Genomic DNA, 26,655 nt, shown 5'->3' with positions numbered 1-26,655 from the left:
CGCAGGGAGCGTGCTCGAGGGCGACGCGGGTGGGGCGTCTCGCATCGGGACGGAAGGCACGTCTGCGAACGCTGCCCTCGACACGGACAAAAGCCCGCACGAGACTGCTACGGCAGACCACGTTCGCATCGTCGACCTCATCGAAGCTCCGCCCTCGGAAGGTAGCAGGCGAGCTTGCCCCCCACGAGCGAACCTGATTTCACGTCCTCTCGCAGAGAGCCTACGGATTCTTCGCGAGCCACGCGTCCGCACGCGCCACGAGGGACGGGTCGCGTCCCGCCTTCTCGGCGACCTCGCGGGCCTCACGCGCCAGGCGAAGCGCGCGGGCACGTTCGGCGTCTCCGAGCGCACGCGCGACCGCCAGCTTGGCGCGCGCCGTGGCCAACGGATCGGGCTCGACCGCGTCGAACGTCGCGAGGGCGTGCTCCGCGTGCGCGAGCGCCGCGGGGCCTCGACCCGAGTCGATCAGCGCGTCGGCCAACACACGAGAAGGTTCGGCCGTGCGGCACGAGGTGTCTCCGTAGGCCGCGCGCGCGTCGGCGAGGGCGTGCTCCGCGTGGGTCGCGGCGTCGGTGAATCTTTTGCCCTCGAGCTCGGAAATGGCCAACGAGAGCCGCGGTTCGATGCGACGTGATGGCTCGAGCCCGTTCGTGCGCTCGACCACCCGAGCGTGCTCCGTCACGGCCGAAGAAGGCTCGCCACGGCGGCGAGCGAGGTCTCCTCGGAGGCCCACGATCGCGACCTCGTCCGACGGGGTAGAGCTCTGCGCCGCCACCTCGAGCTCGCGCGCGGCCTCGTCCAGCCGACCGAGCTCGAGCAACGATCGGACCACGTTTCGCCGCGTCATGGCGACGTGGTTCGGGTGCCCCGGGAGGACCTCGAACATGGCGAGCACCCTCCGCTTCATGGCGAGGCTCTCTTCGTGGTCGCCGCGCTGGGCGAGCAGCGCCGCGTGATTTCCCATGCAGAGCGCGAGCTGAGGGTGGGGCGAGCCGTGCTCCTTCTCGAGGATCGCGCAGGCCCGCGCCTGGGGCACCTCGGCAGAGCGCGCCTTGCACTGCCCGGAGAGCACCCCCGAGAGCCCGTCGAGCGCCGCGGCCGTGGACCGATGCGACACCCCGAACCGAAGCTCCGCGAGCGCGAGCTCCTTCTGTGAGATCGAGAGCGCCTCGTCGTACCGTTTGCGATCGAGCAGCATGGCACGCGACCACGTGAGGCGTTCGAGCTCGAGGTCGTAGGCCGAGGGGAGCCCCTCGAGCGCCACGCGCGCGTACTCGGCGTAGCGGGCGCCATCGTCGTACCGTTTGCCTTCGTACCCCACGAAGTGCATGAGCCCGATCCAGGCCCGCACCGCCGTGGGCAACGAACGCCCGGCGCTCGCCGAAGAGGCCGCTCGCTCGAACGCGCGCTCGGCTTCGGCCACGTGCCCGAGCCTCCCGTGGGCGTTCCCGAGCCAAAGGTACGCGTCGGCCACGGCAGGGAGATACGCCGTCGCGTCGGCCTCGGCGGTGGCCCCCTCGGCGATCGTGAGGCCGTCCTTGTATTTTCCCGCGGCGATCGTCGCCGCGGCCACCGCGATCTTGGCGCGCGCCGCTCCGACCGCGACCGACCTCTCGCGAGGAGGCTCCGGCGGCCCGTCGGCGATCGCGCGCCCGTCCTCGCAGGGCTCCGTGCCCTCGAGGAGGCGGAGCATCGACGGGACCTGCTCGAGCATCGCCGCGTCGGCCCGTTCGAGGCGCGCCGAAACCGCCCGCACGACCTCCACCCTCGCGCGTAAACACGCGATTTTACCCAAAAATTGCGCGTCACCTCGGCGCTCGCACACCCGCCCGTGCGAGGCCCTCCACGCCGTGCCGTACGCCTCGAGGACTGACGACGTGCGCGACCACGTAGGCTCACCGAGCGGGCTCTGCGTCGCGACGTAGGCCTCGTGCACGCGCTTCGCGGCTTCGGCGCTCCATGCGGCGTCCATCTCCGCACCGAGCACACGGCAGGCTTCGGCCTCGGGCCCACGCTTCCCGTAGCTCACCGCCGCGACGCCCACGCCCACGAGCGCGGCAAGACCGAGAGCGACGGCCCACACGAGGCGGCCCGGGCCGCGGGGCGCTTGCCCACCCGAGAGATCGCGGAGGAGCTCGGCCATCGACGGGTAGCGCGCCTCCGGTTGCTCCGCGGTTGCACGCTCGATCACACGCGCGAGCGAGCGCGGCACGTCGGCGCGAGAGCCGAGCGCCTCACGGAGCGCGACCCCGAAGGCATACTGATCCGCGCGCGCGTCGATCACACCCCCGGCGCGCTGCTCGGGCGCCATGAACGCCCTCGAGCCGGCCACCTCACGAGCTTCGGTCGCGGCGGACGTGGCGAGGCCGAAGTCACCCACCACGGCGTGCCCATCGGCCGCGACGAGCACGTTCTCGGGCTTGAAATCGCGATGAACGAGCCCCGCGCGGTGCGCCGCCAGGAGCCCCTCACCGGCCTCGGCGAAGCGCGCGACGATCGTGGCGAGCGGGCGCTCCTCTTGGGCGAGGTACGCACGCAGCGAGAGACCTTCGACGAGCTCCATCACGACGAAGGCACGGCCCCCCGTGCGGCCCACGTCGTACACCGTGACGACGTTCGGGTGGGACAAGAGCGCCATCGCCCTCGCCTCCGCGAGCAGCCTCTCTTGCTCGCGCTCTTCGCGGGAGTGGAGCACCTTGAGCGCGACGACGCGCTGAAGGTCGGGATCGACGGCCTCGTAGACGACGCCCATGGCCCCCTGGCCGAGCGCACGACGAAGCACGTAGCGGCCTACTTTTCCCGAGGCCTCGCCGTCGTCGAGGGGCACGGGGAGAGAGAGCCCCACGAGCGCTCGGCACTCGTCACATGCGTCGAGGTGGACCGTGAGATCCGCGACCTCCGCCTCGCCCAGCGCCCCTTCGACGAAGGCCTGGAGGCGTGTTTCGGACGGACAATCCACGCCATCGCACTATAGTTACCGGTGTGGGAGAGGCAACGCTCGCCGCAGTTTTTCGCGCCGTCGCGTCGTTCGATGCGCCCGAGCACGAGCTCCTGCGCCTCGAGACCGAGGCCCGTCGTGCGTGGCCCGACCTGGCGGTCCCGACCGAGGCGTTCGTGGCACACCTCGCGCGTCACGTGGGCTCCCTAGCCGCGCTCGCGACCGTGCACGTGGCCGATCTCTTCCTCGCGTTCGCCGTCGCGTCCCACGATCGCGCCGCCCTCTCGATCTTCGAAGAGCGCTACCTCTCCCACGTCCCCGACTACGTCGTGAGGGTGCGCGCCGGAAAACACACGGTCGACGAGATCGTCCAGAAAGTGCGCGAGGCCCTCGTCCTCGGCGCCGAGGGGAAATCGCCCAAGATCCTCGAGTACTCGGGGAAAGGCCCGCTCGGAGGGTGGCTCCGCGTGGTGGCGTCGCGTACGGCCCTGAACCACGTCCGCGCCTCGGGCCCGAAGACCGAGAGCCTCGGCGACGACGCGACCTTCTCGGGCGATCCCGAGCTCGCTTACGTCAAAGAGCACACTCAAGCGCTCTTCCAAGACGCGTTCCGTCGTGTGCTCGCCGGCCTCGACGCGAACGGGCGCACGATCTTGCGCCTCCACTACATCGAGGGGCTCACCATGGATCAGCTCTCGGTGCTCTACAAAACCCCTCGATCCACGATCGCGCGGCGCGTGGCCGAGGCACGCACGGCCGTGCTCGAGGCCACCGAGTCTCTCCTCCGCGACGAGAAGCGTCTCTCTCCCTCGTCGATCGCGAGCGTCCTTCGGCTCGCCCAGAGCCGCCTCGACGTGACCCTGTCGCGACTGCTCGAGTGACTCGGCGCACCGTCGGCTCGAGCCAGGCTCAGTACGCCGTTCCCTCGCCGCCGAGAAGGCGAAGCTCGGTCGCGAGGGCCACGAGCGAGGGGATTTTCCCGGTCATCGCGCGCTGGAGGAGGGCCTCGAGGGCGGCCTTCTCTTTGGCGCCGCCGCCGACCTTGGCGAGCGCGTCGGCGCGAATGCTGCCCTTCGATCGCCCCGCGAACGGCAGACGACCCGTGAGCGCGTACGAGAGCGTCGCGAGCACACCGACGACGTCGGTCCGGATGTCGGCGGACCGACGCCCCGGTGGAGACGAAGCTCCGGACTTGGTCGTGAACGACGCGAGCCTCCGCCCGACCCCGAGGTCGTGCAAGACGAGCAGCTTCGTCCCACGCGCGCCCGCCCTCACGTGGAACGCCTCGGGTCGGAGGCTCCCGTGGACCACACCGGCTTCGGCGAGCGCCGAGAGACCACGCGCCGCGCGGCTGAACGCACGGAGCGCCGGGGCGTAGCTCCAGGGCCCCGCCTCGTCGACGAACGACTGAAGGTCTTGGCCGTCACGAGGCTCGGTCACGAGCCACGAGTCGTCTCCCACGGCGCCGTGATCGAGCACCGCCACGAGGCTCTCGCTGAGCACCGAGCAGAGCGCCGCGACCTCCTCGGAGAACGCGGCACGCCCCTCGTCGGTGCGAAAAATGCCTGGAATTTTCACGATTTGCACGACACGCCCGTCGACGTCGAGGCCCTCGAACGAAAGCCCCGTCGACGCGTCGCGTGTGAGCACACGGTAGGTGCCTTGTTCGAGCTCGAGCGTCTTGGGGGCCTTGGGAGCGCGCGCGACCGAGCCTCGCCGCGACGGACCGGCCACCGTGGAGGGAGGCTTCGTCCTCGAGCGCACGGGCTCACCCGCGTCGGCCCGCGCGACCTCGAGCGCCGCGACGAGCTCGGCGACCGAAGCGCGCCGGCGCGGGTCGGTCACGAGCCCCCGAGCGAGCGCCTCGGCGAGGGCAGGAGGCACCGAGGGGAGCAGCTCTCTCGCGTCGGGCACGGGCTTCGTGCAGAGCTGGAGCATGAGCTGGCTCGGATCGGTGAGGTGCTCGTACGGGTGGATGCCCACGAGGGCGTGGAGCAGCGTCATCGAGAGCCCGAACACGTCGCTCTTCGCGTCGACCCGCTTCGCGTCGAGGAACTGCTCCGGCGACATGTAGTGCGGCGTGCCGAGCAGCGCCCCCGTCTCGGTGAGTGAGGCCGCGAGATCGGTGCGCTTCGAGAGCCCGAAGTCGCACAAGATGGCCCGCCCCCGCGCGAGGTCACGAGGCAAATAGACGTTCGCGGGCTTGATGTCGCGGTGCACGAACGCGTGGAGGTGCGCGTGCTCCAGAGCCGCCCCGATCTCGAGCCCGATGGCGATCACGATCTCGGGAGAAAAGCGCCCCGTACGAAGCAGCATCGAGTCGAGGTCGTCTCCCTCGAGTAGCTCCATGACCAAGTACGGTGTGCCCGTCGCGCGATCGGTGCCTGCGTCGAGCACCGGCACGATGCCCGGATGCGACAAGAGCCGGAGCGCCTCGGCCTCGCGCTGGAACCGCGGATCACGACCGCTCTCGACCGGGTAGGCGGTGAGCACCTTCACGGCCACCCGCCCCGAAGGCCCACGCGCCTCGAACACGGTGCCCATGCCTCCGGCGCCGAGGCGACGCACGAGCTCGTACGCGCCGACCTTGGCTCCGGGGATGAATTTGTCCTTGAGGCTCGTCATGCGAGGCGAAGGGTCACCCTTCAACGTACGCGAAGGGCGCGCGCCGTGGTCGGCGCTCTTTTTCTTCGCCAAGAAATCGACGCACTTTCAAGCACTTACGAGTGACTCCGTTTTTTTCGACACCGCGGCGTGGGACGGAGGACGAGGCCGCGTGTCAGGGGAGCGAGGCGCACGCGAGGCGCTTCACGACCTCAACTTGGAGTATCCGTCATGAAGAAGATCTCGGCCGTGGGCATCGTGTCGATCGTCGTGGGGCTCGTGGGCTGCGCCGCAGAGATCGCGCCCTCGGGCTCGTCGGGCCAACCCGTCACGCAAGGCCCCGTCTCCGGGTGTACGGCGCTCCCCGCGAGCCCGTCGAGCGGAGCTCCGTCGGGCGCGAACCCGGCGTCGGTCTACTGCGCGTCGATGGGCTATCGCCTCGATGGCTCCACGTGCATCCTCGACGACGGCGCCCGGTGCGAAGAGTGGGCGTTCTTCCGCGGAGAGTGCGGCCAGACACGATCGTTCTGCGCGCGGAACGGCGGCACAGTGAAGAACGTCGTCGAGGACAAGGGCGGATGGACGGCGTCGTATGCGCGTTGCACCCTCCCATCGGGAGCCTCGTGCGACGAAGCGACCTTCGCCCGCACCTGCACGTGCGCCGATCCCGCACCGCCTCCGCCCCCGCCGGCGCCCGCTTGCACACCGCTCGCATCGCCAGGGGCCGGCGGGGCTCCCTCGGGTGCGAACCCTGCGTCCGTCTACTGCGCCGCGATGGGCTACGAGACGCGCGACTCGGACTGCGTCTTCCCGAGCGGCGCGCGCTGCGAGCAGTGGGCGTTCTTCCGCGGCACGTGCGGTCAGGCCGAGTCGTTCTGCGCCAAACGCGGCGGGACGGTCTCGAACGTCGTGGAGGACCGGGGCGGCTTTACGGCGTCGTACGCGCGCTGCACGCTCCCCTCGGGCACCTCGTGCGAGGAGCAGACCTTCGCCACGACCTGCCGGTGCGAGTAGACTCTTGGGCACCATGCACGTTCGCGGGATCACGGCCGTCGCGCTCCTCGTGAGCGCCCTCGCTTCGGCCTGCGGAGGAGACTCGGAGAGCAAGAGCCCCGTCGCGAGCGACGACGAACGCGGCAACGTCGGACCGGCGAACCCCGCGTCGGAGTACTGCGGGGCGCTCGGGTACAAGGTCGACGCGTCCGGGGCGTGCGTCTTCCCCGACGGGGCGAGCTGCGAACAGTGGGCGTTCTACCGCGCCCAGTGCGGGAACGGTCGTTCGTACTGCGCGTCCAAGGGCGGCACGATCGCCACGAGGACCGAGGACCGAAATGGGGGAACGTACATCTATGCACTCTGCACATTGAACGGCAAGACGTGCTCGGAGGACTCGTTCTTCCGAACGGGCAAGTGCGAGTAGGGCACGAGGCGCGGTAGCATGGGCGCGATGAGCGACCCACGCTCGCCCGCCCCTCTCTCCCGCCGCGCGCTCCTCGCCCATGCCCTCACCGGGGTCGTGGTGTCGGGGTGCGCGTCGCGCCCAAAGGCCCCACCGGCGCGCCACCCCACGAAGAAGGCCCGCGCCGAGCTCGGCCCGCTCGAGCCTGGCCCGGTGCTCGACCTCCCGCGAGGCTTCCGGGCCGTCATCGTGCAAGCCGCCGGAAAGGACACCCTCGACGACGGCCGCCCCGTTCCCGGTTTCCTCGATGGAATGGCTTGTTTTCAAGGCGATCGCGGCGAGTGGGTGCTCCTCCGCAACCACGAGCTCGGGCCCGCGCACCCGGGGCCACCGAGGCCGAAGGTGCTCACCCCGCGAGATGGAGACAAGCTCGTCGACCCGGCGATGCGCGGGGGCGTGAGCCGGGTTCGCGTCGATCCCTCGGCGCTCCGGCGTTCGCTCGCAGGCGACACGTCCGCGCGCCCCGTGCTCGGCACCACCATGGCCCTCTTCGGCACCGACACGAACTGCTCCGGTGGTGTGGTCGCAGGTGGGTGGGTCTCGTGCGAAGAGTCCGACAGGCCCGGGCACGGCTACGCCTTCCATGTGCCCGCGACCGAGGGCGCACGCGCGCGAAAGCTCCCTTCGTGGGGCAGGTTCAAGCGCGAAGCCGTCGCGCGTGCGTCGGACGGCGCCATCTACATGACCGAGGATCACGAGCAGGGCCTCCTTTACCGGTTCTTGCCGGAAGACCCCGCGCGACCTCTCGACGAGGGAGTCCTCGAGGCGCTCGTCGTGCGCGATCTTCGATCGACCGCCAAGCTCGCCCGGGGCTACGCGCTCCGCACGGCCGAGGGCGTCGCGGTCGAGTGGGTGCGCGTCCCGGATCCCCTCGCCGAGTCGCGCCCGTGCCGCGAGCAATGCCCCGAGGCGACGACGTTCTCCAGGCTCGAGGGCATCGTGTGGGACGGCTCGAGCCTATGGCTCGCAGCAACCCAAGGAGGGCACCTCGAGCGCGGCCAGGTGTTCCGCCTCGTCCCGGGTCGCGGCAAGCTCGCCGCGCGCCTCGCGCTCGCCCACGAAGTGACCGATCCGCGCGTGCTCTCGCAGCCGGACAACCTCGGCCTCGCGCCCTGGGGCGACGTCCTCCTCTGCGAGGACAACTACACGTCGAGCCCCGAGGTCACGCACCAATACCTTCGTGCGCGCCGCCCCGACGGCACGGTGTTCGACCTCGCGCGCAACCCGAAGAACACCCCCGAACGACCGGGCGAGGCCCCCGGCGACGAGCTCACGGGCGCGTGTTTCTCGCCGGACGGAAGCGTGCTCTTCGTGAACCTCCAGGGCGACCGCGACGAGACCGTGGCGATCACGGGTCCTTGGCCAAAGGCATGAGCCCGAAGGCCGCGCGACCCGCGGCTCAATCCGGGCGATCGGCGTCCGACGTCGAGGCGTCCGGGCACGGAGAGCAGACCGAGGCGGCCCGTGACGTGACGGTGCACCGCCACACGGCTCCATCGCACTCGCACTGGTAGACATCGTACGGACCGAGCTCGCTGCACGCACACGTACGATGTGCACCGAGCGCGCACGATTCCTTCACCGAGCACGCTCCGCTCGGCAGCTCGTCGACCCGCCGAGGGCCGGACCGAGGCGCAGGCACGCTCGAGCACGAGCCCCCCGCGTCGTCGGGCACGTCGCCCGATGGCGAGCTCGAGCACGCCGAAACGAGCAGCAGCCCCGTACTCAGGAACAGCGCGAAGGGAAGATGTCTCGTCATGGTGTCACCCGGGCTCGGGGGCCGCAGCGCGGGGCGCGATTCAGAACCTGTCGTATTCGACATGCGCAATTGGCTCCTCACCCACCATTGTGACACAAAAACTTCCGTTCAACTTATGCCGCAATCGCTACGCTGGTGACGGCCCCGCAAGGGCGCGGGTTCCCGAGCACCACGTCGGCCTTCCGGTGCGCAGAGCCCGACAGCCTGGAGGGCGCTTCATGGGCGCGGCGCGAGGCCCGTCACCCCGAGTTTCGTAGGCCCGCGGCGATCCCGTTGATCGTGATGTGGATGCCTCGCGCGAGCCGCGCGTCGGTCTCTCCTCCGCGCTGACGGCGCAAGAGCTCGATCTGGAGGTGGTTCAGGGGGTCCATGTACGGAAACCTGTTCTTGATCGAGCGTCGCAAGAGCGGGTTGTCGGCGAGCAGCTCGTCGCGGCCCTCGATCGCGAGCACGGCCTCCTTCGTGCGCGCGTGCTCCTCGGAGATCGCACCGAAGATGGTCTCGCGCAGGCGGGTGTCCGACACGAGCTCGGCGTACCGCGAGGCGATTCGGAGATCGGTCTTCGCGAGCACCATGTCCATGTTCGAGAGCAGCATGCGGAAGAACGGCCACGTCTCGTACATCGCGCGCAGCGTGGCGAGCCCCTCCGGGCGCGAGGCGAGGAAGCCCGTGACGGCCGAGCCGAAGCCGTACCACCCCGGCAGCATCACGCGGCACTGCGCCCACGAGAACACCCAGGGGATCGCGCGCAGATCCTCGATGCGCTGCGAGGGCTTTCGCGAGGCCGGCCGCGAGCCGATGTTGAGCGTCGCGATCTCCGACACGGGCGTGGACTCGCGGAAGTACACGTCGAAGCCCGGCGTCTCGTAGACGAGGGCGCGGTAGGCGCGAAAGGCGACGCGCGAGAGCTCGTCCATCACGGCGTGGCGCGCGTCCACCGTCGCGGGGTCGACCGGGTCGTCGAGGAGCGAGGCCTCGAGCGTGGCCGCCGCGAGGATCTCGAGGTTCCTTCGACCGACGTCGGGGCTCGCGTACTTCGACGCGATGACCTCGCCTTGCTCCGTGATGCGGATCTGACCGCCGACGGCACCCGGGGGCTGCGCGAGCACCGCCTGGTAGCTCGGGCCACCGCCTCGGCCCACGCTCCCACCACGGCCGTGAAAGAGGCGCAGCGTGACGCCGTGCGCGGCGAAGGTCCGGACGAGGGCGAGCTCCGCCCGGTAGAGCTCCCACCCCGACGTGAGGAAGCCGCCATCTTTGTTGCTGTCGGAGTACCCGAGCATCACCTCGTGTCTGTCGCCCCGCGAGGCCACGACGGCCCGCCACAGGGGCAACGCGAAGAGCCGGCCCATGACCTCGCTCGCGCGGCGAAGGTCGTCGATCGTCTCGAAGAGCGGGACCACGTCGAGATCCGACGAGGGGCGCTCTCCAGGCCGAAAGAGACCGGACTCCTTCAAGAGCAGCGCCACCTCGAGCACGTCCGACGCGTCGTTCGTCTTCGAGATGATGGCGTGCGAGATCGCCTCGGCGCCGTACGTCGACCGGAGCTCCCGGGCCGCGAAGAAGATCTCGAGCTCGCCGCGCGTCTCGTCGGTGTAGTCGGCGTACGGCGAGTGAAGGAGGCGCGGCGACGCGAGCTCCGACACGAGGAGCGCGACACGCCCTTCTTCGTCGAGGGAGAGGTAGCTCGTGTGCACGCCCGCCCGCGCGAAGAGCTCGGCCACGGTGCGCTCGTGCACGTCGGAGCATTGACGGAGATCGAGCTTCGCCAGGTGGAATCCGAACACGTCGACCGCGCGCGAGAGGCCTCGAAGGCGACCTCGCGAGAGCCCGGCGGGCAGCGCCTCCTCGATCGTACGAAGGTCGGCGCCGAGCTCCTCGGGCGTCGCGTAGGGTTCGGCCCGGCCCACCGCGCGCCGCATGGGCTCCTCCCGGTCGAGCACCGCCGACGTCGCCGCGAGGCGCGCATAAATACCCGTAATCGCTCGCCTAAACGGCTCGTCACGGCGCTGCGCCGAGGTGTCGGGGGAGCGCTCCGCGAGCGCCGAGAGCGCCGGGGTCGACGCGACGAAGAGGCCCGAGAGCGACAGCTCGCCGCCGAGCGTGTGCACCTCGTTCATGTAGTGGGCGAGCGCGGCCGACGACTGACGCCGCAAGGTCTCTCGCAGCACGGGGGCCGTGACGAACGGGTTCCCGTCACGATCTCCGCCCATCCACGAGCCGATCCGAAAGAAGCTCGGAGGGCGCTCCGTCACGCCGAAGCGCTCGGTGAGCATGTCCTCGAGCTCGGCGTAGAGCCTCGGGAGCTCCGAGAAGAAGGTCTTCGTGTAGTAGCCGATGCCACCGGCGACCTCGTCGAGCGGACCGAGGCGCTCGACGCGAACGGTGCGTGTGAGCCAGAGGGCCAAGATCTCCCGGCGCATGACGGCCTCTTGTTCGGCGAGCTCGCCGGGAGTGAGGCGAATGCGATCCCGATCGTCGAGGAGCTTGGCGATCGTGTCCTGCCGCGCCAAGACCGACTTTCGCGAGACCTCGGTGGGGTGCGCGGTGAGCACCGGCGACACGAACGCCGACCCGAGGCATCGCTGGATCTCCTGGGCCGTTACCCCCCTCGCCGCGAGCCTCTCGAACGCGTGGGCGAGCGTGCCCTCACGGGGTGCCGACCCGCGCTCCTCGTGCGCGCGACGACGCCGCACGACGTGCTGATCCTCGGCGATATTGGCGAGCTGAAGAAAGAAGGCGAACGCGCGGAGCACGATCATCGCGTCGTCGCGCGGGAGGCCGTCGAGGAGGGCCTCGAGCTCGGTCCGCGCCGCGCGCTGCGCCTCGGGGTCGGCGCTCGTCGCGAAGCGGATCGAGAGCTGCCTCACGCGCTCGATCGCGTCGAACACGGCGTCGCCGTCGGAGGCCCTCACGGTGTCCCCGAGCAAACGGCCGAGCAAGCGGATGTCCTCGCGGACGGCGAGGTCTTTGTCGACGGGCTCGGGGGCGCTCGAAGATGGCATGTCCCCGCTCGTATCACGGACGCGTGTCGCCCACGTTTCCGCAAGGACGTTCACCGACGTCTTCTCTCCCGTGCCCGTGCCCGCGCCCGCGCCCGCGCCCGCGCCCGCGCCCCCGCCTTGCACATGCCCTCTCTCCCCCGTGCCCGTGCCCGTGCCCGCTCCCGCTCCCGCATGCCCGCGTCCCCGCGTTGCACATGCCCTCTCTCCCCCGTGCCCGTGCCCGTGCCCGTGCCCGCTCCCGCTCCCGCATGCCCGCGCCCCCGCATGGCCCATGCCCTCTCTCCCCCGTGCCCGTGCCCGTGCCCGTGCCCGTGCCCGCTCCCGCATGCCCGCGCCCCCGCATGGCCCATGCCCTCTCTCCCCCGTGCCCGTGCCCGTGCCCGTGCCCGTGCCCGTGCCGCTCCCCGTATGCCCGTGCCCCCGCATGGCCCCCACCCTCTCGCCCGTGCCTCAGCGTCTCCGCGACGATCCGCGATGGCCGTTCATCGGCCACGCCTTTAGTCTCTCGCCATGGCGAAGGGCCCCTTCCTCGACGACGTCGCGAAGCTCCACCACCGAGACCGAACGCGGAGGGCCGTCGAGCTCGGGCGTGCGGCACATGGCGGAGACCTCTCCGCGCAGGCGACCATCGCCGAGCTCCTCGCGAGCCCCTCGCCGTACGAGCGCCTGCTCGGGCTCCACACCGCGTTCGCCACACGGGATGGCGCGGTCGTCGTGGGCGCGCTCTCCGACCCATCGCGCACCGTTCGTCGCAAGGCCGCGAAGATGCTCGCGCTCACCCGAGATCCGGACGTCGCGCGGGGGCTCGGCGCCATCGTAGGGACCCGAGCTCTTCGTCGCACCATCGCGCACCTCGTGCGCAAGGGTCGCCTCGGCCCCGTCGACACGTTCCTTCACGACGCGACCCAGGCCGGCGCCGAGCCTGCCCTCGTCGACCTCGTGCCCTTCGCTTCGGCCGAGCTCGTCGCGAAGCGCCTCCCCTTGCTGGATCAGCGAGGAGGAGACACCGCGTGGACCCGGCTCGCGGCCCGTCATTCCGCGCTCGTCGCGGCCTGGTTCGACGACGCGCTCCGTGGAAAAGAAGCGGTCGATCCGCGCCTCCGGTACCGCATGGCGAGCCGGCTCGAGCGCCTCGCGCGCCTCTCCCCCGACGCAGCGATCCCGCTCGTGTCGAGGCTCTTCGCGCTCGGCGAGGAGCCCTCCGTCGTCGCCGGGACCCTTCGTGAGCTCGTGCGGTACCGGCCACGCGAAGCGTTCGATCTCCTCCGCGCTCGCCACGAGAGCGCGCGGCCCATGCACCCGCCCGGGGCCTTCGGCGTCGTCTCGTTCGGCAAGGTGGCACGGCGCCTCGGCGCCGAGCGGCTCGCGTACCTCGTACGTCACGCCCCCTCGACGCTCCCCGACCAGAAGCGCGGTCCACGCTGGTTCCTGAAGCTCGCGGACGACGATCGCAAGGCCGTGCTCGGCGCGTTCCTCACCGGCGGGCGCGGCGGATGGGGTGGGTTCCTCTTCCGCTACGTCGCGACCACGTCGCCCGAGGAGTCGGCCGTCCGCGAGCGCGCGTTCGAGCGTTTCCGCGTCGCCGCGCAGGCCTCCGACGGCACCATCGGCCTCCCCGTGCTCGCCGCCCTCCCGCGCGACCTCCGCGAGCGCGAAGCGCGACGTCACCTGACCGAGGTCAAGGTGCTCGCGTCGGACCCGCAGCGCCGTTTGCCTTACGCGGGGCTCCTCACCTTCGCCGAAGCGTCGACCGTGCTCGCGCCCTTCCTTGGTCACCCCGAGGGCGAAGAGCGAGCGCGCGCCCTCGGGATCCTCCTCGCCACGCTCGACCACGACACGACCGCGATGCCCGCGGCCCTCGCCGCCCTCAAGGCACGAAAATTCGAACAAGATCCCGTACGTAGAGCCGCGTTCGAGGCGCTCGGGCGGGTCGCCCTCGGCAGGTTCTCGGCCGAGCACCTCCCGGACCTCGGCGTCGCCATCGGGGATGCGCTCGACGCAGCCGACCTGTCCGCGCAGACCGCCGCGGCGATCGAGCGCCTCGTCGTGCGGCTCTTCCGTCTCGACGGGGACTTCGGGGCACGGACGCTCGCCCGGCTCTTCGCCGTGCGTGGTGCGGTCTCCACGTGGGGCCTCGGCGCGACCCTCACGGAGCCCGAGGCCACGGCGCTGTCGCCCGCGATCGAAAAGCTCGTGGCGGCCTGGTCCACCAAGGAGCGCGCGTACGCCATCGTGAGCCTCGCCGTGAGCCTCGAGGGCCGCCTCGTCGCCGTACCTCCGCTCCTCGAGGCGCTCGAGAGGCTCGCGCGAGATCTGCCGTTCGTCGGCGTCGCGGCGTCCGCGCTCGATCTCCTAGAGAGGCGCGATCGCCCACGTTTTCGCGCCTTGGCGACCGAGCTCGTCACGACCGACAGGAGCTTCTTGCTGCTCCCTTCGGTGGCGAAGCACATCGCCACCCACCGCCAAGACCTCCTCGACCTCGCGCTCGCCGACGCTCCCACCGAAGGACGCTTCGCGACCGGCCGCACGCACCTCGTCGTCGATCTCGAGCGCGGCGCGGCGACGTGGACCGAGGCTCAGAACGCCCGGTACGCCGAGGCCCTCACGAGGCTCCTCGACGATCCCGAGAGGGACGTGCCCACGCTCCGCTTCGCGCTCGATCGTCTCGTGGTGCTCCCCTTCGCGAGCGCCGACGCGGCGATCCGCTTCGCCTCCGATCCGAGACCGCCCGTCCGTGAGATGGCCATTCGCGGGCTCCCCTGGCTCGACGGACGCGAGGCCGTCTCGGCGCTCGTCGAGGCCCTCGGAGACGACCGCGCGAGGTGGGCTATCTATGCGCTTCGAAAGGCTTTTTCGGAGATGGGTCGCCCCGACGTGCTGGCGACGCTGAGGGCCACACCGACGAAGAAGGTCACCGTCGCGAAAGAGGTGGTGCGCTTGCTCGGCGAGCTCGGAGGCCACGACGCCCTCGAGGCCCTGGTCGCGCTCGATCGACCCGATACCCACCGGGACGTCCGCATCGCGCTGCTCCGCGCGCTCTGGGACCACCTCGAGGAGGGGCCGGTCTGGGCGATCTTCGAGCGGGCGGCGGCCGATCCGGATTGGGTGGTCGCAGGCAAGCTCGCCGACGTCCCCCTCGGCAGGCTCTCCGACGTGGCGGAGGTCAAGGTCACGAGGCTGCTCGCGTCGGTGCTCGCGCGACCCGAGCCCGAGGCGCGGCTCGAGCTCTTGCGGCGGGCGGCGGGCCTCCCGCTACGGGACGGAGATCGCACGCTGTTCGGGCGCCTGCTCGCCCACCTCGGGACGAAAGACGAGGTCGAGGCCACGTTCGCGCTGAACGCGGTGATCGCGCGCATGAGCCCGCAGGAGATCGACGCCGTGGTCTCGGCGATCGCCGCGCTCCTCCCACGTCGGAGGCGCCTTCAGACCTTGGCGAACGCGCTCGCCCAGCGGCTCGGGCCCTACACCTCGTCCACGATTCGGGCGGTCGCGAGCGGGGTCCTCGAGCACCTCCGCGGCGACGCCCACGCGCTGCCTCTCTACGTCACGCTCGGCGCGCGCCTCTGGGACTGGGACGATCTCGCCAAGGCGATCGTCGATCTCGCGGCGCGCGATCTCCTCTACTTCGAGGTGATGGAGGCGGCGCTCGCGGCCGTCCGTGGCTCGGTGCACGCCTCGCTCCTCGACGATCGCCTGGGAAAACACGCGGATCCACGCGTTCGAAGGCTCGGGCTCGCGGCGCTCGTGGCCGCCTCCGCGCCCAAGGACGGATGGTCCGCCGCGCGGAGGGCGCGCCTCGACACGTACCGCGCCGACCCGTCGCCCATGGTCGCGGGCCCGGCGCATTTCGTCATCCCGCCGTGACCTGCGCGCCTCGCTCGAGCGCGCGCGTGGCCTTCGACGCGAGCTTCTTCGCGTGCTCGAATTCGACGCGCAAGAGATCCGCAACGAGCCGCACACGAGGCAGCGCGAGCGCACTCTTCGACGCGACGAGCGAGGTCCGTGAGCGGGCATGAGGGCCGAGGCTCAACGCGAGGGGTACGAGCCCACGCGGGCGTGAGAACCTGTGCCCCGAGAGGGCGAGCGGGATGGCGCCGAGCCCCGCCTCGGCCGCGGCGAGCTGCACGAGGAAGCTGTCCGACGTAAACGAGGGCAAGAACCCCGGCACGAGCGCGGTGAGCTCCGGGTTCGGCGCGAGGGACTCGAAGGGCGGAGCCCACGCGACGAACGCGACGTCGGCGTAGCCGTACCCGGGCCGGAGCGAGGCTGCATACTCGGGCGACGCGAAGAAGGCGACGGGCTGCTCGAGGACGGCGAGCTGCACGAGCTCCCCCTTCGTGCGCGACGTCGGCCTCAACGCGAGATCGGCCTCGCCCCGCGCGAGATCGAGCAGGCTCACGTTCGAGAGCACCTCGAGGACGACGTCGGGGTGCTTCTTCTTCACGTGGGCCGCAAACGGCGCGAGGAAGTCCACGGCGACCCCGGGCGCCGCCGTCACGCGCACGACCCCACGCGGGCCCCCCTTCGGGTCGTCGGCGGCCCTCGCGAGCTCCACGGCCCACTCCGCCATGCGCTTCGCCGGCTCGAGCCAGCGCGAAGCCCGCGCCGTGAGCGTGACCCCGCGTGCCCCTCGCCGAAAGAGCCTGTAGCCAAGAGAGGCCTCGAGCTCGGCCACTCTGCGGCTCACCGTCGGCTGCGCGAGGCCGAGCGATCGCGCGGCTTTCCCGAGGCTCCCCGTCTCCGCGACCGCGAGGAAGAGGCGAACGTCGTCCCAAGAGGCATCCATTTTCGAATGGGTTCATACCACTATGGTCACTTTTTTGCCGCGTTTGGCATGGGTACATCCAGGGCATGAGCACGACGCACTCCCTCCTCGCCCTCGCCACGCTCCTCCTCGCCGCCGCCTCCCAAGGCTGCGCGGTCTCCTCCCACCCGCGGGCCCCGAACGCGGCCGGCGTCCCTTCGCGCACGAGGGACGTGGTCTCGGCCCTCGCGACGCCCGGGCCGCTCGAGGTCGAGACCGTCACGTCCGCCGCGTGGGCGGTCCCACGGGAGGGCCTCCTGAACCTCGAGCACCCGAAGGCGAAGGCCGCGGGCCTCACCAAAGGCGACGAGGCCATCGAGGTCTACTTCCACGTCGTCCGCCACCCGCGAAAGGGGGTCTGGCTGGTCGACACGGGCTTCGAGAAGGCGCTCCGCGACGATCCGTCGGCGAGCGCGATGGGGTGGCTCGTCCGCTCCCAGATCGGCCTCGAGAAGATGCGGTTCACGTCACCGCTCGGGCAGTACCTCGAGGAGAAGAACGTGCATCTCGCGGGGGTTTTCCTCACGCACGCGCACCTCGATCACGTCGGTGGCATGCGAGACGTGCCGAACGACGTCCCCGTGTATACGGGACCGGGCGAGCTCTCGGAGCGGTCGTTCACGAACCTCTTCGTGCAAGGGTCGACGGATCGCGCGTTCGAGGGGAAAAAGGCCGTCGGAGAGCTTCGCATGACCACCGACCCGGACGGCGCGTTCGACGGCGTCGTCGACGTCTTCGGAGATCGGTCGTTCTTCGCGCTCCACGTGCCCGGGCACTCCTCGGGCAGCACCGCCTACCTCGCCCGCACGACGAAGGGCCCCGTGCTCCTCGTGGGCGACGCCTGCCACACGCGCTTCGGGTGGGAGAACGGCGTCGAGCCCGGAGAGTTCTCTTCCGATCGCGCGAAGAGCGCCGAGAGCCTCGCGCGGCTCGAGACGTTCGCCCGGGCGCACCCGGAGATCGAGGTGCGCCTCGGGCATCAGCCGCTCGGGCCGAAGGACACGAAGGTCGCCGGAGCTCCCGGGCCGGTCAGCGCGCGGTGATGTCCTTGCACGACGAGCCGATGACCACGCGCTTCGTCTCCGGCGTCACGTTCACGCTCGCGATGCCGTTCTCTTTGTCGTCGATGAGCCACACGGTGAGCGTGCCATCGGCCTTGCGGCCACGGGTGCTCGTCGAGTTGCCCGAGACCTGCGTCTTGGTGCCGGAGCCGAACTTGGGCTTCTCGCCCAAGAAGACATCGACGGTCTTCGAGCACTCCGAACGAATCTCGACCATGGTCGGGACGCTGGGTTTCGCGGCCTCGGGGGCCTTGGCGCCCGGTGCGCCCGGTGCACCTGCCTCGGGGGCCTTGGCGCCCTCGGTGGGTGCGGCGGCCGTACCCTCGGTGAGCGACGCCGCGCCCGGCTGGGCGGGGGCCTGCGGGAGCTGGAAGCCCGCGCAGTGACAGAGGGCGAGCGCGAGGACCGGGGCGACGAACGGCGAGAGCTTCATGCCCGAACGTACGGGCCCCGGCGACCGACTTCCCTCACGGGCAGGTGATCTGGGCCGAGACCGTGCCCGCGGTGCCCGCCGGCCAAGACACGAAACCAGAGGCGACATCAAACGCAATCATTTCATACAGTTATACAACGACGTTCACGGAATGCGCTCGCATCGTTCGCTCTGCAGGTAGGCCCGGTAGGCGCCCGTGTGCCCGAAGCCGTCGCCTCCGTGGGGGTGCGTGAAGAGCCATCCTTCGATCCTCACGCGCGCTTGGCCTTCGCGCTCGAGCACCGGACACCCCGAGACCCACACGTCGCCGATCGACGAGCGCTCCTCGCCACGAACGAGCTCACCCTCCACGCGCACCCGTGTCTCGTCGAAGGCGCGGGGGCTCGCTGCGACCTGCGCGAGGCCCACGTCGCGGACCGCGCTCGCCCACGGCGTCACGGTGTCGACCACGAGCCGTGCGGCGGTCCCTCTCCCTTCGACCCTGCCCGTCACGACCGAGCGCGCGTAGCCCGAGCGCGGGCGTGCGCGTTCGGCGGCTACGGCCCCGTCGACCAGCAAGAGCATCGGGTGCCCGACCACGAGCGCACGCGGGGGCGACGCGCTCCCCACGAGGACGACGACCTTCACCTTCTTCCCCTCGAGCGAGGGCGATGCCACGAGCTCGCCGGCCGTGATGGTGTCGGCACGCTCGGGCTCGATCGGCGCCGCCTCTCGCGAGCACGCGAAGATCCCGAGCGCGATCGAGGCCACCGAGAGACGCACCTCGCCATGCTTGCGCCTCCGCGCTCGAAGGGAAAGAGCCGCGCGACGATGGGCTACTTTTCGGCGCGAAACGCGAGGAACGCGGCGTCGATGCGGGTGAAGTGATCGAGGCTCCGCGAGGGCTCGGGCTGCCGCGCGACGGCGACGAGCTTGTGGGTCACAGCGCCATTTTCGACCAAGAAGAGGCCGGCCCCCGAGTCGCCACCTTTGGAGAACATGGGCGTGCCGAAGCCGCTCAGGTACCCGAGCTCCACGGTCGACGTGACGGGCAGCTCGGGGGTGAACGCGAAGGGCGCGTCGGGTTTTTCGGCGGTGCGCACGAGGGCCATCGCCGAAACGCCGCCCGCGTCGACGTCGGCCGTGGCGTCGACCAGCTCGGCGTACCGCGGGAGCACGACGGGCGTCGCGAGCGTGATGATGCCGATGTCGGGGTTCTCGACGGCCTCGTAGGATCCGCCGAACGCACGCGCCGAGAGCCCCGCGTACCGCGGCTTGCCCTGAAGATGCGAGCCGACGATCGAGAACGAGACCTTGGGCGCCGGGTCGAGACAGTGCGCGGCCGTCACGACCTCGGTCGAGGACACGAGCGTGCCCGTGCAAAACCAACGGTTTCCGATCGGGTCGGAGATGAACACGGTGACCACCTCGGGATGCGAGCCGGTCGGCACGGGCGTCGCCGGCGGGGTGGACGTCGGTGGAGTCGTCGGAGTGGGGCGAGGCGTGGTGGACGAGGGGGGTGCGGTCGGCGCAGGCCGGGACGAGTCGATCGGCCGCGCGTCGTCGTCAATCACGTCGTCGTCGTAGAAGGGGCCCGGGCCCGGGAGACAGGCGAACGAACCGAGCGAGGCGAGGGCACAGGCGAGGACGACGAAGCGCATGCTCGAGCAAGAGCAACCTGCGGGCCAACCACCGTGTGCGCCATTTCCCGAGGAATACGGACCCCGTGCGCCGATGCACGAGACCCGGCGTTCACACGTGCACCCCCGATCGTGAACCGATGGGGGCGCTCGAAGCGTCACGCAACCCCCTTCGGGCTCGCCCCGGAGCGACATGCAGCCAACGACCTCACACGAAGCTTCACGCGCGGTACGGTCCGTCGCCCTTCATGCGCTTGGCGTTCCGTAGGGCATCTTGGAAACACGCGGCGGCGTACTCGGCGGCGGGTCGATCGTCGGCGCCGACGTCGAGCTCGTGCATGCGCCCGTCGGCGAGGTTCATGGCGACGCAGAACGAGGTGCTCTTGGACGTGGCCTTCGTGTGAACGGCGAACCCGTCGATGGCGTCGACGGGGACCTCGACGTTGCCGCGCGCGGGGATGGGGCCGCTCCGATACGACACGACTCCATTCTCGATCACGAAGCGGCGCGTGTTGAGGAGCCCGACGAGCGCCCCATACCCGACGCTGAGCCCCACACCGAGGTGCAAGAGCCCGAAGACGGCCATGAGCCACACGCCTTGCGAGAGCGCGATCCCGTACCAGACCGCCATGAACGTATTCCACATGAGGGCGAAGCCGAGCATCGGGAGCGCGCGCAGGCGGCGCGGGGGCAGCGTCGCCCGGTAGGTCTCACCGTCGCTCTGCTCCACCATCGAGAGCGATTCGGGTTTGTAGAGGCGGCGCTCCTCGAGGCTCGTGGGGAGCTCGAGCGCCTGCGGCTGGAACGCTGTCACCAGCGGGGCCGCGACGTTCGGGATCGGCACGAGCTCGGAGCACGAGCGGCATACGCCAATCCCACGTCCGAGATCGATGTCGGCACCGGCGATGGTGCTTCCACAAGAGGGGCAGACGAGCTTCATGGGCGCGGTCTCACAGCGCCTCGACGAAGACGTCGTCGAACCGAACGACGGGCTCGATCTCGGCGTTGAACGAGTACGGAACACCGATGCGAAGGACGATGCGGTTCGGCTGTGGCGTGACCATCGAGCCCGTCGCCACGATCGTGCCGTCGGCGCGGAGAACGGACGTGAGCGTGCCTCCGGAGTGACGAAGGTCGATCTCGCCGCGCACGAACCGGCCTTGTTGGGCCCCCGGGATCGGCGTCGCCCCGAAGGACGAGCCCCCGTCCTGGAACGAGCGGAAGGTCTCGTAGTGCGGGCCCGTGTCGTAAATGGCGACGGCGAACGTCTGGAATCCCACTCCCGCGGGGTACGGCTCGGGCTCGACGAAGAGGTTCGAGATCTCTTTGAACGAGCCACTCGAGGGGAGGTCGACTCGCAGGTGAAACGTCACGCGCGCGTTCGGCCCGGGGAGCGCTATCACCTTGCGAAGGTCGGACGATCGCTCGCCGGAGCCCGCCGTCATGCGGAGGCGTAGGGACCGAGCGCCCGACACGAAGGTGGTCGTGTCGTAGTCGAAGGAGCCGGCCCCCGTTCGCACGGCCTCCCATCGTGCCGAGGGCTCACCGTTGCCCTCGAAATCGTCACAAAAGAGGTGCTGACTCGAGCATGGCGAGGGCACGGCCGCGTCTCTTGAGCCGGCGTCGGGGGGCGACGCGGCATCTTCCGAAGCCGCGTCGCCGGGAGGCGAAATCGCGGCGATCGCGTCCGGCGATGGCGCGCTCCCTGCGTCCGGCGATGGCGCGACGCCGAACGCCCCCGAGCACGCAGCGCCCCCCAAGAGCCCGAGGCCGAGCACGATCGCACCGAGTCTTCGGACGAGGAGCACCACGTTGAGACGGTAGCAGATCGCGACGAGGCTGCCGCACCTCGCACCTCCCCCTACCTTGGGCGTCTCGAGCCATGTCCCGCTCGGACTCAGGTTCGGATTCAGAGGGCCTCGACGAACACGTCGTCGAAGCGGACGGTGCCCGGCGTCGTCACGGATCGCGTGTAGGGCGCACCGATCCGCAGGAGCACACGCGTGGGCGCCGGCGTCGCGAAGGTCCGAGTGCCGACGACCTGACCGTCGAGCGAGAGCTGGGCGCTCAGATTGGCCTGCGCGTGCCGAAGCTCCATCACGCCGCGGACGTACCGACGCGAGGCGAGCGTCACGGGGACGGAGTCGACCGAGTCTCCACCGTCCGTGAAAGATCGGTAGGCCTCGAGCCTGGGACCGGGGCCCCCGACGATGATCTCGAAAGCCTGGAAATTCACGCCGGACGGGTAAGGCTGCGGCTCCACGAACAGGAGCTCCAGGAGCTGGGAGGTGATGTCTTGTGCCAAGTCCAACGAGAGATCGAACGTGACACGCACGTTCGGAGAGGGGAGGTCGATGGCCTTCGCGAGGTCGGACGAGCGCGTCCCCGAGCCTGGGGCGAGGCGCAACCGGAGCGCGCGCTCCCCCGAGACGACCTCGGTCGGATCGAGATCGAACGTGCCGACCTCTTCGCGCACGGTGTCCCAGCGCGCGCCCACCTTCTTGGTCGTGTCCTCGAAGTCGTCACAGAAGAGCCGCTGTCCGACGCACGGGGATGGGCGGCGCGCGTCCGCGACCACGTCGGCACCGGCGTCGTTCGGCGCGGCATCGGGCGTGCTCGTCTCGAGGATCGAAGTGTCGCGAGGCTCGGCCTCGGCGTCACGCGGCTCGGTCGTGCCCCCGTCGAGGGACGCCGCGGAGAACGCGCCCGAGCACGCCACGAGCCAGGCGACGGAGACCACACCCGCCAGACCACCACGGACGAAACGCGCCATGATCCAACGACGATACACGACGCGGCGCCTGGCGGCACTCGGCGGCCCTGCGATTTTCGACGTTCGGCTGCCGACGGCATCGCGAGCCGACGAGGCGTTTCACCTCGGGACGTCGTACGCGCACCGCACGCCCGCGTCGGCGCGTGATGAGCCATCGACGTCGCGGTACGCCCACGTTCGGAGCTCGGTCGCGAGCGACGTCGCGTAACTTCCGCCACGGAGCCGACCTTGGCCCGCGCCCCCCACTTCGGTCCATTCGGCCACATTTCCGGCCATGTCGTGCAGGCCGAGGTCCGTGTCGCCGTCGGGGTGTGCGCCCACCGTGTCGGGCCCCGCCGCCGCTTCGTGTGCACACGGCCCCGAGACCCGCCCCCACGCGCCACGCCGGCACACGGCTCCGGTGTCTCCCCAAGGGTAACGCCTCGGCTTGGGTCCCGCGGCCGCCACGAGCCACTCGTCGTCCGTGGGGAGCCGTCCGCCGCGCGAGCGACAGTAGGCCCTCGCGGCGTCGAGCGACAGGCCCGAAGCCGCCCGGGCGAGGTCACCGGAGGCCATGGCCGAAGCGTCGGGGCGAGGACACGTCGGACACGAGACGTCGTAGACCTGGGCCTCGAAGGCGTCGAGCTCGAACGATGCAACATGCACGGTTCGAGGCCGCACACGCCCCTCGGCCTCCCAGTCCGAAGGGCCGACGAGCACGGTCGTCTCGGGCACGAGGACCCGGGCGCGCGGCGCGACACACGAGGCCCCGGAAGCCGCACGAACGAGCGGGCGAGGGCACACCGCAGCCTCCCCACACGCCCCGGCGGGCGAGACGCAGCACCTCACGCCGCGGCGAGAAAAGCCGGCTCCGCACGCGATCTCGTCGGTCGGGCGCCGCACGACATAGGTGACGAGCGCCAACACGATCCCGACGAGGCCGACGCTCACGGCGACGACCCCGGCTCGCCTCACGCGAGCTTTTCGACGCGCACCGTGAGCGCCCCGATCCCCTCGATCGCCACCTCGAGACGATCGCCGTCGACGAGCGGCCCGACCCCCTCCGGCGTGCCCGTGAGCAGCAAATCCCCGGGCTCGAGGGTCATCGCGTGGCTCATGGCCGACACGAGCGTGGGCACGTCGAACACCATGTCGCGCGTGCGGCCATCTTGGCGGCGCGAGCCCGAGACGGTGCACGAGATCGCCAGATCGCCCGTGTGGAGCTCGGTCTCGATCCACGGGCCGACGGGGCAGAACGTGTCGAAGCCCTTGGCACGTGTAAACTGCACGTCTTTTCGTTGCAGATCGCGCGCCGTCACGTCGCACGCGACGGTGTACCCGAGCACGTGGGCCAGGGCCTCCTCGCGAGAGACCCGCGTCGCTCGTTTACCCACGACGACGGCGAGCTCGACCTCGTGCTCCACGCGCTCGCTCTCGGGGGGGAGCCGCACGGTTCCCTCGGGCCCGATCACGGCCGTCGGGGGCTTCAAGAAGAGCAGCGGCTCCTTCGGCACCTCGTTGCCGAGCTCTTTCGCGTGGGCCGCATAGTTGCGCCCTACACACAACACCTTGGTCGGCCGCACCGGGGCGCGGAGGTCGGACGGGGTGAACGACACCTTGGGCGCGCGCTCGTCGGGTACGCCCCCCGCGTAGGGTGGCGCCGTGAACGGCGTTGCCGAAGAGTCGTCGTCGAGGCGGAAGTAAGCGGGCCCCTCACCCTTGTCGAGCACGGCGATGCGCATGAGAGAACGCTCTACCAAAGTCGGGGGCTCGGCGCTCGCCTTCGGCCGGAAGCTTGGCACGAGCCTGCGTCCGCCCTAAGGAGGGCCGCGTGGAACCGCTAAGCCTCGCCTTCTCGCCCGACAGCGACGACATCTTCATGTTCCTCCCGCTCCTCCGGGGCGACATCGACACCGAGGGCCTCACGTTCCGGCACGAGCGCGCCGACACCGAGACGCTGAACACCCTCGCGGCGAAGGGCGAGGTCGACGTGATCGCGATCAGCGCGGCGACGTATGCGAGGCTCACCCACACCTACCTCCTGCTCGGCAGCGGCGCGTCGGTCGGCCGCGGGTACGGCCCGGTCGTCGTCTCGCGCACCGGAGGCACGCTCGCCGACTTCGAGGGAAAGCGCATCGGCATCCCGGGTCACGGCACCACGGCGGCCATGGTGTTGAAGCTGCTTTTGCCGCGCTTCGAGCCCGTGGTCGTGCCCATCTCTCCCTACTCGCTCACGTTCGACGCCCTCCGCGAGGGCAAGGTCGACGCGGCGCTGCTCATCCATGAGGGTCGTCTCACGTACGAACGCGAGGGCTTCTCTCTCGTGGCCGACGTGGGCCAGGGCTTCGCCGAGCTCACCGGAGGATTGCCGCTCGCGTTGGGCGTGAACGCGATCCGTCGAGGGCTCGGCCCCGAGACCGTGGCCAAGGTGGCGCGCCTCTGCCGCACCTCGATCGCGTGGGCCCTCGAGCACCGCGAGCGCATGATGGACGCCCTGCTCGACCGCGAGACGCGCGGCGACGTCGCGCTCGACCGCGCCCTGCTCGATCGCTACCTGGCCATGTACGCCAACGCCGACACACTCGCGCTCGCGGACGACACCCGTCGCGGCCTCGTCGAGCTCTTCCGAAGGGCCCACGCCGCGGGCCTCCTCGAGCGCGAGCCGATGGTCGAGGTCGCCGATTGATCGTGTCCGTGTGCGTCATCGCTGAACGCGCGTGCGGCACGCGAGCCTCCGGAGAGGACCTGTTCGGACCTTCCGGAAATGTTGGGTGAATGCGGAGGGGGAAGACGTGCGTCCAATCTTGCGTATGCGAATCGACCCCGTATGCTCCATGGCGACGCGGGCCCCTCGCGAGCCTTTCCCCAAGGAGATCGAATGATTACGCGCCCCCTGCTTATGACCGGCACGATCGTCCTCGCCGCCCTGGCTTTTGCGGCGTGCGCCACGCCCCAGGTCTCCGACGACGACGGCGCTTCGGTCGGCAAGGTCACTCAAGGCATCCAGGGGGGCTCGGTCGACTCGAGCAACAAGTACCGGTTCAACGTGGGGCTCTGCTTCGGAGGCCGCGGAAATTGCCGTGGATCCTGCTCGGGCACGCTCATCACGCCGAACCTCGTGCTCACGGCTCGCCACTGCGTCGACGACTCGCCCGACCAGGTCGAGTGCACCGGCCAGAAGTTCGGCGCCCAGAAGATCGCGACGAACCAGCTCTTCGTCACGACGCACTATCAAATGCAGGGCCAGAGCACGATCGGCTGGCACGGCGTGAGCCGCATCCTGCGCCCGACCACCAACGAGACCTGCAACGCCGACATCGCGCTGCTCGTCCTCTCGGACATGGCCTCCGAGGGCACGGTGGCCACGCCGGCGGTCCAGTCGGAAATCTGGGATCGCTCGCGCTACGGCGCCACCATCCAGGCCATCGGCTACGGCGTCACGTCGTTCTTCGGCGGAGACTCGGGCACGCGCAGGTTCCGCCCCGACGTCCCCGTGCTGTGCATCCCCGGCTCCCCCAACAACAACTACCGTGAGTCGTGCCCCACGAGCTTCCCCCCGAAGGAGCTCGTCGGCGGCGACGGCGTGTGCCCGGGCGACTCGGGCTCGGGCGCCATGGACCAGGCGTCGCTCACGGGCACGCCCATCGTCCTCGGCGTCGTCGTGCGCACGAGCGAGAACAACGGCAACTGCGAGGGGAGCGCGATCACCCGCGCCGACTCGTGGCGCGATTTCATCGTCGAGGGTGCGCGCAACGCGTCGTCGAACTTCACGCTCTACCCCGAGCCGAGCTGGACGACCCCGGTCGCCGCGCCGCCGAAGCCGCCGCCCACGTCGACGCCCACCGAGGGCAAGAAGCTCGGCGAAGAGTGCGCCCGCACGGTCGACTGCGAGTCGCGAAAGTGCCGCAATCACCCCGACGACGGCGCCCTCGTCTGCACCCAAGACTGCAGCAACTCGACGCCCTGCCCGTCGGGCTTCGAGTGCAAGAACAAGGGCTGTTACAAGCCTAGCTCGCCTACCCCGACCCCGAGCGGGTCCACGCCCGACCCCGGGGCTCCCGGCCCGGGCGCGGGCGGCGCAACCACGACCACCACGACGACCAGCGGTTGCTCGGCCGCCCCCGACCCGACCAAGCCCGTCCCCTGGCGTGGCCTCGGCTTCATCGGCGCGCTCGTCGGCCTCGCGGTCGCACGGCGCCGCCGCGCGGCACGCTGAGCGAA

20 protein-coding genes are annotated in these 26,655 nt (G+C 70.5%); 8 read left to right on the top strand and 12 right to left on the bottom strand.

Translation table 11 applies throughout. The annotated features are described in order from the left end of the window. Nucleotides 1-220: 220 nt before the first annotated feature. Nucleotides 221-2,959 carry a serine/threonine protein kinase gene (locus IPK71_06845; GenBank protein ID MBK8213457.1) on the bottom strand — a complete coding sequence of 913 codons (2,739 nt, stop codon included), beginning with the start codon at nt 2,957-2,959 and terminating at the stop codon, nt 221-223. A 23-nt stretch (nt 2,960-2,982) separates the two neighbouring features. Here IPK71_06845 and IPK71_06840 point away from each other — a divergent pair, with 23 nt between their 5' ends. Beyond that, nucleotides 2,983-3,819, top strand: coding sequence for a sigma-70 family RNA polymerase sigma factor (locus IPK71_06840; GenBank protein MBK8213456.1), 837 nt, complete (start codon nt 2,983-2,985; stop codon nt 3,817-3,819). Between the two features lie 28 nt (nt 3,820-3,847). Here IPK71_06840 and IPK71_06835 read toward each other — a convergent pair whose 3' ends face one another. Next, nucleotides 3,848-5,563, bottom strand: a complete 1,716-nt coding sequence (locus IPK71_06835; GenBank protein ID MBK8213455.1) for a protein kinase — start codon at nt 5,561-5,563, stop codon at nt 3,848-3,850. A gap of 210 nt (nt 5,564-5,773) precedes the next feature. On the opposite strand from IPK71_06835, the gene IPK71_06830 reads away from it, so the two are divergent. The 3 genes from IPK71_06830 to IPK71_06820 are packed head-to-tail and all read left to right on the top strand — an operon-like array spanning nt 5,774 to nt 8,375. Next, on the top strand, nt 5,774-6,556 hold the full coding sequence (locus IPK71_06830; protein ID MBK8213454.1) for a DUF333 domain-containing protein: 783 nt from the start codon (nt 5,774-5,776) through the stop codon (nt 6,554-6,556). Between the two features lie 13 nt (nt 6,557-6,569). Next, complete coding sequence (locus IPK71_06825) at nt 6,570-6,962, top strand: DUF333 domain-containing protein (protein MBK8213453.1); 393 nt, start codon at nt 6,570-6,572, stop codon at nt 6,960-6,962. Nucleotides 6,963-6,989: 27 nt separating this feature from the next. Then, the gene (locus tag IPK71_06820) at nt 6,990-8,375 is read left to right on the top strand and encodes a DUF839 domain-containing protein (protein ID MBK8213452.1); all 1,386 of its coding nucleotides are present in this window, start codon (nt 6,990-6,992) and stop codon (nt 8,373-8,375) included. Nucleotides 8,376-8,999: 624 nt separating this feature from the next. On the opposite strand, the gene ppc is transcribed toward IPK71_06820, so the two are convergent. After that, complete coding sequence (gene ppc, locus IPK71_06815; protein MBK8213451.1) at nt 9,000-11,765, bottom strand: phosphoenolpyruvate carboxylase; 2,766 nt, start codon at nt 11,763-11,765, stop codon at nt 9,000-9,002. A gap of 510 nt (nt 11,766-12,275) precedes the next feature. Between ppc and IPK71_06810 the strand changes: the two genes are divergently transcribed. Next, the gene (locus tag IPK71_06810) at nt 12,276-15,629 is read left to right on the top strand and encodes a hypothetical protein (GenBank protein ID MBK8213450.1); all 3,354 of its coding nucleotides are present in this window, start codon (nt 12,276-12,278) and stop codon (nt 15,627-15,629) included. Here the strand turns inward: IPK71_06810 and IPK71_06805 are convergent. Next, nucleotides 15,616-16,551, bottom strand: a complete 936-nt coding sequence (locus IPK71_06805; GenBank protein MBK8213449.1) for a LysR family transcriptional regulator — start codon at nt 16,549-16,551, stop codon at nt 15,616-15,618. The genes IPK71_06810 and IPK71_06805 overlap by 14 nt on opposite strands. Nucleotides 16,552-16,616: 65 nt before the next feature. Between IPK71_06805 and IPK71_06800 the strand changes: the two genes are divergently transcribed. Next, nucleotides 16,617-17,612, top strand: a complete 996-nt coding sequence (locus IPK71_06800) for an MBL fold metallo-hydrolase (GenBank protein ID MBK8213448.1) — start codon at nt 16,617-16,619, stop codon at nt 17,610-17,612. Here IPK71_06800 and IPK71_06795 read toward each other — a convergent pair. From IPK71_06795 to IPK71_06760, 8 genes are all read right to left on the bottom strand, one after another. Beyond that, nucleotides 17,599-18,063: a hypothetical protein gene (locus IPK71_06795; GenBank protein ID MBK8213447.1), complete on the bottom strand. Its 465-nt coding sequence runs from the start codon at nt 18,061-18,063 to the stop codon at nt 17,599-17,601. The genes IPK71_06800 and IPK71_06795 overlap by 14 nt on opposite strands. A 144-nt stretch (nt 18,064-18,207) precedes the next feature. Continuing rightward, the gene (locus IPK71_06790) at nt 18,208-18,825 is read right to left on the bottom strand and encodes a hypothetical protein (GenBank protein MBK8213446.1); all 618 of its coding nucleotides are present in this window, start codon (nt 18,823-18,825) and stop codon (nt 18,208-18,210) included. A 53-nt stretch (nt 18,826-18,878) separates the two neighbouring features. Next, complete coding sequence (locus tag IPK71_06785; protein ID MBK8213445.1) at nt 18,879-19,703, bottom strand: trypsin-like serine protease; 825 nt, start codon at nt 19,701-19,703, stop codon at nt 18,879-18,881. Between the two features lie 199 nt (nt 19,704-19,902). Continuing rightward, complete coding sequence (locus IPK71_06780) at nt 19,903-20,622, bottom strand: hypothetical protein (protein ID MBK8213444.1); 720 nt, start codon at nt 20,620-20,622, stop codon at nt 19,903-19,905. 10 nt (nt 20,623-20,632) lie between these two features. After that, the gene (locus tag IPK71_06775; protein MBK8213443.1) at nt 20,633-21,493 is read right to left on the bottom strand and encodes a hypothetical protein; all 861 of its coding nucleotides are present in this window, start codon (nt 21,491-21,493) and stop codon (nt 20,633-20,635) included. 98 nt (nt 21,494-21,591) lie between these two features. Continuing rightward, nucleotides 21,592-22,455: a hypothetical protein gene (locus tag IPK71_06770; GenBank protein MBK8213442.1), complete on the bottom strand. Its 864-nt coding sequence runs from the start codon at nt 22,453-22,455 to the stop codon at nt 21,592-21,594. A gap of 99 nt (nt 22,456-22,554) precedes the next feature. After that, nucleotides 22,555-23,409, bottom strand: a complete 855-nt coding sequence (locus IPK71_06765; GenBank protein MBK8213441.1) for an SUMF1/EgtB/PvdO family nonheme iron enzyme — start codon at nt 23,407-23,409, stop codon at nt 22,555-22,557. Then, nucleotides 23,406-24,176 (bottom strand): fumarylacetoacetate hydrolase family protein, encoded by a 771-nt coding sequence (locus IPK71_06760; GenBank protein ID MBK8213440.1) that lies wholly within the window; start codon nt 24,174-24,176, stop codon nt 23,406-23,408. The genes IPK71_06765 and IPK71_06760 overlap by 4 nt, the downstream gene beginning before the upstream one ends. Before the next feature lie 89 nt (nt 24,177-24,265). Here IPK71_06760 and IPK71_06755 point away from each other — a divergent pair, with 89 nt between their 5' ends. Both IPK71_06755 and IPK71_06750 read left to right on the top strand, forming a co-directional pair. Further along, nucleotides 24,266-25,120 carry an ABC transporter substrate-binding protein gene (locus IPK71_06755; GenBank protein MBK8213439.1) on the top strand — a complete coding sequence of 285 codons (855 nt, stop codon included), beginning with the start codon at nt 24,266-24,268 and terminating at the stop codon, nt 25,118-25,120. 192 nt (nt 25,121-25,312) lie between these two features. Further along, the gene (locus IPK71_06750) at nt 25,313-26,650 is read left to right on the top strand and encodes a trypsin-like serine protease (GenBank protein ID MBK8213438.1); all 1,338 of its coding nucleotides are present in this window, start codon (nt 25,313-25,315) and stop codon (nt 26,648-26,650) included. Nucleotides 26,651-26,655: the final 5 nt, after the last annotated feature.

It is taken from the genome of Myxococcales bacterium (genome assembly GCA_016712525.1).
GTDB lineage: Bacteria > Myxococcota_A > Polyangia > Polyangiales > Polyangiaceae > JAAFHV01.
The sequence above is the reverse complement of the archived record's forward strand: the minus strand, read 5'-3'. Positions and strand labels throughout refer to the sequence as shown.